Annotated in this window: 11 protein-coding genes; 2 read left to right on the top strand and 9 right to left on the bottom strand. The window is 47.5% G+C overall.

Features of this window, described 5'->3' with window-relative positions; translation table 11 throughout:
* Nucleotides 1–137: 137 nt before the first annotated feature.
* From hgcA to QNJ26_17305, 8 genes are all read right to left on the bottom strand, one after another.
* Nucleotides 138–1346: a mercury methylation corrinoid protein HgcA gene (gene hgcA, locus QNJ26_17340; protein MDJ0987307.1), complete on the bottom strand. Its 1209-nt coding sequence runs from the start codon at nucleotides 1344–1346 to the stop codon at nucleotides 138–140.
* 286 nt (nucleotides 1347–1632) lie between these two features.
* Nucleotides 1633–1860 carry a hypothetical protein gene (locus tag QNJ26_17335; GenBank protein MDJ0987306.1) on the bottom strand — a complete coding sequence of 76 codons (228 nt, stop codon included), beginning with the start codon at nucleotides 1858–1860 and terminating at the stop codon, nucleotides 1633–1635.
* Nucleotides 1861–1942: 82 nt separating this feature from the next.
* Nucleotides 1943–2125 carry a hypothetical protein gene (locus tag QNJ26_17330; protein MDJ0987305.1) on the bottom strand — a complete coding sequence of 61 codons (183 nt, stop codon included), beginning with the start codon at nucleotides 2123–2125 and terminating at the stop codon, nucleotides 1943–1945.
* A 159-nt stretch (nucleotides 2126–2284) separates the two neighbouring features.
* Nucleotides 2285–3685 carry a glycosyltransferase family 4 protein gene (locus QNJ26_17325; GenBank protein ID MDJ0987304.1) on the bottom strand — a complete coding sequence of 467 codons (1401 nt, stop codon included), beginning with the start codon at nucleotides 3683–3685 and terminating at the stop codon, nucleotides 2285–2287.
* 457 nt (nucleotides 3686–4142) lie between these two features.
* Nucleotides 4143–5219, bottom strand: a complete 1077-nt coding sequence (locus QNJ26_17320; protein MDJ0987303.1) for a hypothetical protein — start codon at nucleotides 5217–5219, stop codon at nucleotides 4143–4145.
* A gap of 223 nt (nucleotides 5220–5442) precedes the next feature.
* Entirely contained in the window at nucleotides 5443–6417 is a 975-nt protein-coding gene (trxB, locus tag QNJ26_17315) for a thioredoxin-disulfide reductase (GenBank protein MDJ0987302.1), read from the bottom strand.
* Complete coding sequence (locus QNJ26_17310; GenBank protein ID MDJ0987301.1) at nucleotides 6407–6559, bottom strand: hypothetical protein; 153 nt, start codon at nucleotides 6557–6559, stop codon at nucleotides 6407–6409. The genes trxB and QNJ26_17310 overlap by 11 nt, the downstream gene beginning before the upstream one ends.
* A 38-nt stretch (nucleotides 6560–6597) precedes the next feature.
* Nucleotides 6598–7446, bottom strand: coding sequence for an aminotransferase class IV (locus QNJ26_17305; protein MDJ0987300.1), 849 nt, complete (start codon nucleotides 7444–7446; stop codon nucleotides 6598–6600).
* Nucleotides 7447–7743: 297 nt separating this feature from the next.
* Here QNJ26_17305 and QNJ26_17300 point away from each other — a divergent pair, with 297 nt between their 5' ends.
* A complete protein-coding gene (locus QNJ26_17300; GenBank protein MDJ0987299.1) occupies nucleotides 7744–8421 on the top strand; it encodes a class I SAM-dependent methyltransferase in 678 nt (225 codons plus the stop codon).
* A 604-nt stretch (nucleotides 8422–9025) separates the two neighbouring features.
* Nucleotides 9026–9454 carry a PilZ domain-containing protein gene (locus tag QNJ26_17295; protein MDJ0987298.1) on the top strand — a complete coding sequence of 143 codons (429 nt, stop codon included), beginning with the start codon at nucleotides 9026–9028 and terminating at the stop codon, nucleotides 9452–9454.
* 303 nt (nucleotides 9455–9757) lie between these two features.
* Here the strand turns inward: QNJ26_17295 and QNJ26_17290 are convergent, their stop codons facing one another.
* Nucleotides 9758–10495 (bottom strand): ATP-dependent Clp protease proteolytic subunit, encoded by a 738-nt coding sequence (locus QNJ26_17290; GenBank protein MDJ0987297.1) that lies wholly within the window; start codon nucleotides 10493–10495, stop codon nucleotides 9758–9760.
* Between the last annotated feature and the right edge of the window lie 44 nt (nucleotides 10496–10539).

The raw sequence follows: 10539 nt of genomic DNA, 5'->3' as shown, positions 1-10539 counted from the left end.
AATTAATTACGATATAACCACGAAGTTCACGAATAACACAAAGATTGATCTCCTCAAAATTGCTATTGAAACGCTTTCTGAACTTCGTGTCATCCGTGGTGAACAAAGCATAATAACAAAAGGCACGAAAATTAAATTTAATTTGCCAAACCTGAAAAGGCGGAGCCGATCCAGGCGACCAGCGCTATCAGCAGGGCTGATGCCTGCAACGGTATGGCTTTGCGCATTTCTTTCTCCACTCCTGAGGGCGACGTAAAAGGGGTGGATCCGGTAAAGTTCATCGCCAGATATGAGCTGACAGCGATGGTGCATAGCACGAGCGCCACGGTGCCCAGAAACTGCAATTCAGTTCGAAGCAACCCCACTGTTACAACTGCGCTGGCACCCCCGATGATGGCACCCTTGACAGCAAATGATCTTCCCGGAATCCAGGGCAAAAGCGTCGGTGTGACGATGGCTCCAGCGAAAATGCCCGTACCATATGCAGCTGCCAGCATGATCCCCCGCCCCCAAGCAGCGGAAAAAGAGAACACCTGTGTTCCAATTCCTGAAATCACGAAGACAACCAGAAGAACCCAAAAAGAAGGTTTAGGCAAGTGGGCCAATTCCACCGGAATCAGAATCACGCGCTCCAGGGTGTTGAAGGTAACCTGACGCATCGCTGGTGCTAGCATCAAGTCATCGGCCAAAAATGTTGGGATGTCATGCGCGCGCACCGGTCCATATATCACCTTGATGCCGATTGCTTTTTTGACATGATGGGCCGCAACGCCTGTGGCTGCCAGTTGTGGCAATATCAACTGATTATGGGAGACAATTTTTTTAAGATCCGTGTGCCGGACCCGTTCAATCAACTCCGTGGTTGAAAATAGGTCTTTGCCGGCAGCACACCACACATTAACCCCGTGGGTGTCCAGCACCAATATCCATGCGCTGACCGTTTCGAGTTCTTTGCGCAGGGCGTCGAAAGTCAACTTATAGTTAGCGGTAACCAGCACGGGTGCTTGGGCATCCGGTTTGCCAACACAATACAGCCCTGGCGCAATCTTATATTGTGCGCGATAGATTCCCAAACGTGCTTGAATCGTGCCGAGATGATCGCGCCACTGTAAAGCCGTTTTCACACGTGGGACTGGGCCGGCCGGTGTTTGAACAAACGCTTCAACATAATCAAGCAGGGCGTAACCCGGTTTTTCATAGTCGCTGCTTGCCGGACCCGGTGGAGATCCACAGCAGACGTCATTTTGCAGAGCATCTTCGTTTGGCTTGGCCGCGATCTGAATTCCCATCGATTCGTGAGATGGCTTTTCACAGCAGCTGGTTGGTTTAGTACCATCATTGTTCATGGTAGACATCCCGTGTCGGTTTATCGTAAATATACGATATACGATCCCACCCCACCGGTCAAGGGCAAAAACTGACGGCAAATCAACTCCGGCGTTCATGCATTGCGGTCAGTCGGCTGAGCGCTTGCCCACATCAAAACGCCCAATATTTATCGGGCGTTTCATGGCGAAAATTGGCTGTTGGTTATCTGCCGTTGTTGATTTCAACCCTGAAGGCCACGATGGCCTTCGAAACGGTTGCGATTTTCCGGCGGCTTGACGCCGACAGGGGTTTTTTATTCGGTGATCAATCTGTAAACAGTTTTCTTGCCTTCCTGCTGACCAGGGCACACTCTTTGCTCTTTTTAGCGCCTAAGAATGAAACAGCCAGAACCAGCACCGGAATGGCAATAACCAAGCCAATCACTGGAAGGATGGAAAAACTAATTATTGTGAGTATTAGACCGAGGAAAAGCAAAAACAGTCCCACGACCGTATCTGAAATCCTTTCAAAATGACAGCTCAAGCGATTCATAATTTAACTCCTTATTTTGGTGCTAAGATAGTTTTATATTGGAAGATTTGCTCAACTTGTCAATGCACATCAAACTGTCAGGCTAGCGTTTAGCCAGCGTGTCACACTGGCAGGCCTTTTGCCCATCACGGCATACCCGGCAGCGATCGTCATTGCAAAGCTGGCACACATAACAGTCTTTGCACGGGTGCTTCTGAGAACCTTTTTCCAGCGGATCAGGTACATATACCTTACCTTTTAATCCGCGAATAGTTTCAAACGACATGGCCTATCCTTTGGCCCTACAACTTTTAAAGCGATAAATGCTGATAGATAGCCAATAATGGTTAAGGTATAAAGTAAGATCGAAATGGTCCGATTCAACCATCGGGCGCATTATTCAAATCGGTTGATAATAGGGTATCCAATGAAAAAGGAGTTGTGCTTAACGCCGTGCACTTGAACTTTTCTTTTTTGGATTGGGGCCGCAGCGCTGGCTGTCGATATGTTTGTACATGACCTGATGTGAATTGATGTACAGATATCCTTTGGATTTTGCCGGACGGCTCTGGGAGGTGAGCTGCCCGATAGTGTCACCAAAGAAACTTTGTAGAATGCTGGAAAGTTGATTTCTCAGCACCTGATAGGAGTAATGGCGTGAGGCGACCTCATAATTGCTCTTGACCATTTTTTTTCTGCGTTTTGCTGATCCCAGAATTTCCACTACATTTTGGACCGTTTGTTTGGACAGGAAGCCATCCATCACCACCAGATCAAATCCCAGCGGTTCGATATCGCGCACAAACGTGGAGTAGCGATTGATCAGAATCGGTTTTCTAAAATAAATGGCCTCTAGAAAGGCATTGCCAAAGCCCTCGTATAAGCTGGGGTAAGTAATAAAATCAGCGTACGGGTAAACATCCCATAGTGAATACTTGGTGCTGTTGTTACCGTTCTCCGACCACGGGTCTGTAACCTGAATGGAGACCAGGCGCAGATCGACATCATGTTCACAGGCATATTCCTTCAGCCATTCCGCATATTCAAAACCTTCATCCCCGGCTTCGTGGGATATGACGAGCTTATTTTGCGTATTTTTAAGTTCCTTGACCAGTTCAATCGCAAATTCAATACCTTTGCGTTGAATGATACGCGTGGGCTGTAAAATCATGCGATCATCGCTTTTAAGGCCAATGGATTGGCGAAAAACGTCGGTTCGCTTTTTGCTGATTTTGGGCGGATTTTCGAAATCCAACACATTGGGAATGATCGTTGAAGCAATTCCGGTTCGCAGGGCCAGCTGTTCCTGTGCAGCTGAGTTGATGACGACATGCCGAATATTGTTCAGATTTGGCGGAAATGCCATTTGGATATAGTCACCAACGGCATTGACCGAAAAGCGGACGCGTTCCCAGTAAAAATCATGATGGTGCGCGATGGTCGGCAATTGTGTTTCTGCAATGGTTTCCGTAATGGCCAATCCCAGAGGCACATGCAAGGGGATGGTTAACGCATTTTCGGCAATGAGCAGGTCGATATTAAATTTTTTGATGAACTCATGAAGTTTAAATTTCAGACGAGAGCGCAGCTCGTGGATGGCCTTTGTAACCGGCTGTTCGCGTCCCTTTTGACCAAAGACCTGCTGGTTGATCCATTGATTTTGCTCGTTTTTGAAATGGGCTTCAGGAACATGGAAGCTATATTCCGTCTTGCGGTCTACCGCACCGGCAAACCAAAAGCATTTATGCCCGCTTTGCTGCAGAACGTCCGCCCATTTGCTGGATTCAAGTGAAACACCATCCGTGCCGGCAAGTCGAGTTGAGATAAATCCAATGTTCTTATGCATATGTTTAAAACCTGATCAACATTTTCTCAGCCAGTGAGCAACTACAGCCAACGCCCTGTGCGCATCAGCAGCTTTTCGTTGCAGAGCGCGTATCGGGCAGATTCAGATGGTAATACCTATTTGAAAAGAAACAACCTCCGTGATTTATTTTACAACCATAAGGACAATGGCCTTTGCATTCAGTGCACCCATATTGATGGTCGTCAACGGAATTCTCAAAGCCGTCTTCACCCTGAGCGGTTTTATGCTTGGCCTTGTCTTATTTTTTTTGGCGCTGACATGAAAAAAACAGTCCGCCAATTTTGCGTGAAGTGGGGCACCTTAAGCGCTTAGTTAGAGTATACCACACTGTTCCGCGATATACAATATGTGGGGGTATGTCAAGATTAAATATAAGATTTGTTGTGGTAAAAGCGATTTTTGTGCCTGGCCATATTGGTCCATGCAAAGGCCAACATCACTGGGGCGCAGGTGTGATATTTTCCAACAAATTGCCAACCACTGCACACTGCAGACCAAAAGGAAGATAGCCGGCATACCCCAGCAGCGGCATTTCAAATATCTGATAACGGTGCACCAAGGGAATGCTGTACTTCCATTTGGCCAGGCTGAACACATTCCACATTTCCCAGAATAAGCCGCAGATAAATGCTGCCAAAACAGCGGCCACTAGCGGCGTCCAATTTCCCACCGTCAGATCGGTTAAAAGATGTCGCTCGCCCATCAGTGTTTGAAGGCATAGGATAATGAGCAGCGGCGCCACCCAAAGCAGCGGGAACAAGATATTGGGCCAGACCCCGATGCCGGCCAGTCCTGCAGCGGACAGTGCAAGTAGCAGGGCGGCAATAATTTTGGGATGCTGTAATTGCAGCGGTTTGAAATGGTCAAACTTTAGCGGAAGCCATCGGCTAGACCGTAACGCGTCTCTGAGGCCCAATACTGCTGGCAACACCGTAGCAAATGGCAAGGTGGCGTACCAAAAATACTCCCAGGCGCTAAACTCGGGTCCGATATAGTACCAGTTTTGCACAAATCGGTTCAGATATTCAAAAAACCACCAAAAGGCAGCGCTGATGGGAAAAAGTAGTAGAAAAAAAATCGGACGACAAAGCAGCATGCAATACCCGTTCTGCCGATATCCAAATGCATTGATGACGATAATAAAGGCAACCCACAGAGGGGTAAAGGTGTGCGGCTGTAATGCGGCAAACCAGCTGAATCGCGACCATGCTAAGATCCAGGTCCCTATTCCCAGGATCAGGCCAAGCCATCCCCATGCTGGAAATGGTCGTTTATGTCGCTGAATGTTGGGTGCTCTTTGCGGCGCTGGTTTTAAAGCGCGAATAATCAGCGGTGTCGTGCAGGCAGCAATAAGAAGGCTGTAAATAAAAAATGCCAGACCGGAAAATGGGGCGTGACGAACATAACGGGTTTGGGGAGGAAATTCCAGATAATCGCTAAGCGGGAATCCAGCCGCCCATATCCCTATCAGCGGCAAGCCTAGCAGCATGATGGCTAAGATTAGAAATTTCAACAATAAACGCATCACACCGGACATATTACGCTGCACTTAAGAATATCAGTAATAGCTTATCATTAGATTTTACCACGAAGTTCACGAAGGGCACAAAGTAACGAATGAAAAATTCTTTATTTTAACTTCGTGCATCTTGGTGCGCTTCGCGGTGAATGAACGGATTTAATCATAACCCGAATAAGATTTACGGCCAAGGACACGAAGCTGTTCGGATTTACTGTTATTGGGTTTGGAGCTCTTCAGGCAATTCGCAGGCTTCTTCAGATTTTCGTGTTTCAATATAGTGAGCAGCTGACAGCGCAGCCGTGGCGCCATCGGATGCCGATATGACGATCTGTCGATATGCTTTTTCTCTAAGATCACCGATGACATAAATTCCGGGGGCGTTGGTCTCGCATTTTTCGTCGGTGACTACATAACCATCGGCATTCATCTTCGTTCCGGCCGGTACCAGATTATTATTCGGTTCGAAGCCGATGAAAATAAATACACCGTCTGCTGCCAGCTCTCTTTTTTCACTGGTTTGCGTATCCTGTAAATCCACTGCGCATACACCCTCATCATTGGCCTTGATTTCTGTTGCCACCGTGTTCCACAAGATCTCGATTTTACATTCAGCTTTGACGCGTTGCTGCAAAAGTGCACTAGCGCGTAAGGCATCGCGGCGGTGGACCAGATATACCTGTTTGGTCAATTTGGCAAGATAGAGGGCTTCTTCTGCAGCCGTGTCACCACCGCCAACCACTACAACGGTTTTGTCTCTAAAGAAAAAACCGTCACAAACCGCACAATAAGAAACACCCTTGCCATAGTGTTCTTCTTCACCGGGAATATCCAGTTTGCGCGGGCTGCCGCCGGTTGCCAAGATAACCGCGTGGGCGCTCAATTGGTCGCCGTTGGCGAGCTTAACGGTGTGAATGTCGAGACCGGGTTCAAGTTCCACAACCTCCTGAGAAAGAATCTCCAATCCATAAGATTGGGCGTGTTGATGAAATCTGACGCCCAGCTCAGAACCGCCGATGTGTTCATCACCGGGCCAGTTCTCAACTGAATCGGAGTTGTTCATCTGGCCACCGGGTACACCCAATTCGATGAGAGCCGTTTTGAGTGCAGCGCGCATGGCATAAATGCCGGCTGTCAATCCCCCCGGTCCGCCACCGATGATAATTAGATCGTAGGTGTCATTACTCGACATACAGGGCCTCCTCATATTTTTCCATTCCGAAAGCAACCGATGGTCGCTGTTGCGGAATTTTGATCAGTTTCGCATAGCGTTTTTCAATACAGCATATGAACTCGTCTGCTTCAGCCACGTTATAGCAAAGGTTGGCACCCATGCAAAGATGTATTTGCGCTGCCGCCTATAATTTTTCGACTACCCGGCTTTCTGGTGACGGTAGTCATCTATTTGTTTGCTGAAGGCGTGCATCAGTGTCCGGGTGGCTTGGCCCGGGCGCCCCTTGCCGATGGTGCGCTTATCGACTTGGACGACCGGAACGATCATTTTGTTGGTGCCGGTAATAAACACTTCTTCTGCTGATCTGAGCTCATCTAAATCCAGATCGCGGATTTCGACGGTAAGTGTTTTTGCAGCCAGTTGCAAAACAGCTTTACGGGTAATACCGCTTAAAATTCCCTTTCCTGGTGTGACCAGCGAACCGTTGATCAATGCAAAAATATTGCTGGTTGTACCTTCAAGCACGTATTGGTTATGATCGACATAAACGGCCTCTATAGCGCCTTGATCACGCGCCTGTTTAAGGGCAATGGTTGCGGCCACATAATCAATGCTTTTGGCGCCTGGGATGCTTCTTTCTGAAAAAAATGTAATGATTTTTACACCATCAATATACCACTCTTGGGGCAGCATCGGGGCCTGGGTAACCAGAACCAGCAGCCGGGGCTTTCCCTGGGGAGTGATAAAATCAGGGCTGGAGCCGCCGGTCACCACAATGCGAATGTTGGACTCCTGAAAGGAATTGCGATGTAAGGTGTTTATGACAATGTCGACCAGTTGGCGTTGCGTCCATGGCAACTTAATACCGATACGTCGTGCCGATTCTTCAAGTCGCTGAATGTGTTCTTTCAGAAATAACGGCCGACCGTTTAAGGTGCGCAAAAGATCAAAGACGCCATATCCTCTCATAATCGCAAGGTCGTCAACCGGAATGACTGCCTCCGTTGCATCTACAAATTGACCGTCGACATAATAGGTTTGCTTCATAAGGACTCCTGGACTGGTGTTCGGGCAGCGTTCAATCGACGCCTAATATAAGAAGTGTTATCGCCAGTTACAACCCATATTTTTGCTGGTAAAATTCAGTGAAGTTGAGGTGATATCAACCCTTTACCACCCGATCCGATCATATCGATGCACTTTTGCCAATACCAGCATTACAATGGGCCAAGCGACCGAAAAACCGCGGTGCTGATAAATATTTTACAGAGGCATTTTTATGTGGTACGCAAAGAACAGCATTGTCAAAGATATCTGCTTATTAAGGCAACAGACTTAGCTGATATGGTATTCTCACTCGAAGAATTTCATAAGACGTACGAAACCGAGACCACCGACATGGTCATTAATAATAGGAAATTTAGCTTCCTGCTGCCGAAATATTTGCATCGGTTTCTGAATCCCTACGATGTATTTAATGACTTTCCGCTGTGGGCAAAAATCTGGCCGGCGTCGTGGGTGCTGTCATCATATCTGGCTGATATGCCGCCGGATGCCAGCAACAGATTTTTAGAAATCGGTGGTGGTGTCGGTCAGGTCAGTATTGTTGCCGCAACCTTCGGCCACCAGATTACCCTGTCCGAATATGATCCGCACGCCATAAATTTTGCCCGGGCTAACGCTCACTACAATAATTGTCCGGATTTTCCGATTATCAAGCTGGACTGGTTCCGTCCACAGCTAAAGACCCAGTATAATTGCATCGTCGCATCTGAAGTTACTTATAAAGAAAAGTATCTTAATGCACTTCTGCACCTGTTCAAATCCCATCTAAGGCCCGGCGGTGAGGTCATTCTTGTGTGGGAGATCAGAAAAGGCGGCCAAGATCTTTTTAAATTTTTTCATTTTGAATTTGACATTACCGTCTCCAAAATGACGTTGCGCTCAGAAACCGCTACCCACCGAATTTTAATGACTAAATTGCGCCATAAGGTTGAGCCCGTTTCCCGTAATAAAAATTAGATATCTATCCGTTTTTAACTGGCTCAACGGACTAAACTGGCCAAACCAACTCTGTGCAGTAAATTTGCCTTTTCGGTCAATTTTAGCTATAGTTAGAAATGAGGACATCCTGCACTACACTGCACCCTTTGCATTGTTGGCCTTCCGTAAAAGAAACACACAACTGGGGACAAAACTGGCTTTAGCCAATTTAACAAGAAGCTGTCTTAAAAATAGTAGGTTACGCTCAAGGGCAAGGCGCAAACGGCACGACTGCCTTCGACTCGAACACAGGCCGAGAGTAGCTCGTCGCAGGCCGATTCAACAGTGGCGTTCGCCTCCGGCGGATTAGTATTCGAGCATTTTGAATCTGTTTGTAATCCGCCACCAATATTGGCGGAGCATTGAGCGCCTGCCCGCCTCTGCCGGGTTAGATGCATTTTTGAGATAGCTTCAATTAAAATTCCAAATAGAAAACACCCAAATATAAACCAGCGCAGTGCCTGAAGTTTCGCAAAGGGCTGCCGTGCGGGTGCCTGAATTATCCCATGTCGTTTGCCATTGCACGGATGGGTAAGGCTGACCCAGCCTTAATGACGGATTCTTGGCGATAGGGGGAGATGAAATGGAAGCAAAACAGTTTAACGGCAGTGAACGCAGAGCCTATGTCAGACTGGAAAAAGCGCTCGAGGTGCAATTAAGAATTACAGGAAATCCGACGAGCCAAACCTACTTGGCAACAACCAAAAATATAAGCCAGGGCGGGCTTTGCATAGAGATTAAAAATGGTGAAAAAGCCCTTCTTGACGCCTTGTTTGCTGCAGGTCACAAAATTGGTATTGATATTAATTCACTGATACCCCACCAGAATAATACAGTAGCTGAGATGCCGCTGTGGGTCAACGGGCGAGTGGATTGGGCCCGCGAATCGGATCAAACCAGCCAAGCGCTGCAGATCGGTCTTGAATTTGAGGATCTAACCGATGAAGCCCGCAAGCATATTCGTGACTATCTGGTGGATCAATTTTTGCGACAGTATCCTCAGCAACTTTAACTGGCACAACATTGCAAAAAAAAGAGAGCGGCCCAGGTGTTATGTTTAGGGCCAGCTCTCTTTGAATTTTAAGCGTTGCTATTTTGGGGATGTTGAGGATTTCGACAATACGCTGCTACGTTGGTTCCACTCCCATCTTCTAAGATGGTTACACCTTCCAGTACTATTGCTTCCATGAATAAGACGCTGCTTATCATTGGGTGCGGCCTTCTTGCCGCGGCGCTCAAGAAATGCAGCGAATGTCAAGCGTAGCATCTGAAGATGAGCAATCAAATTTTATCTTTTGGCTGTGGACATCGTCGGTTATTCGATCTTATCGACCAAGCCCCAATCCAATGCTTTTTCAACGCTGAACCAGGTCGTTTTCTTTTCCAGCTCTTCCCATTTGCCTTTATCTAACTTGGTATTGGCGGTCAATTTGCTGATATAGCGCTCGCGCAGCAGACTCATCAGCTCGTTTTGCGAGCGGATATCCGATGCCGTTTCGCGTCCCGGCCATTTCCACAATGCGGCCTCATGCACCATAAAAATGGTTCCTGGGGCTGCAAACCGTTGATTACAAACGGCAAATACCGGTACGGCCGCACTGGCGATAATTCCCGAAGCATGAGCCGTAATACGGAATCCCTTTCGCCGCGCGCGTTCAATCTGATCGGCCAGCGCCAGTCCTGAAAATGCATCGCCGCCGGGTGAATTAATAAATAAGTTAACATCCCGGATATCGGTATTGTTTTCCAAAACACAAAGATCGTTCCACAGGCGTGTGACATCCGATACCGAAAGGCCTGAAAAAATCTTAACAAAGGCTTTGTCCTTAGAAATAAAAGACAGTTGTGAAAGGTGTCCTTCCTGATTGGGGACTTCCATCGATCTGTTGATTCGCTCACTATTATCGTTCTGGCTAACTTTGACCTGGGTCGGATCTGCAGCCTGAACTTTGACCACGACCTCCTGCGGCTGGGATGGCCCCGCGGCCGGCATGGTGGCACAACTCACTAAAAAAAGACCCAAAAAAGCAATGAGAACCCATCTATAAAACATGTCGAAACCTCCTATTGTTTTTTAATCCATTCATTGGCTATGCT

It is taken from the genome of Desulfobacterales bacterium (assembly GCA_030066985.1).
Taxonomy (GTDB): Bacteria; Desulfobacterota; Desulfobacteria; order Desulfobacterales; family JAHEIW01; genus JAHEIW01.
The sequence above is the reverse complement of the archived record's forward strand: the minus strand, read 5'-3'. Positions and strand labels throughout refer to the sequence as shown.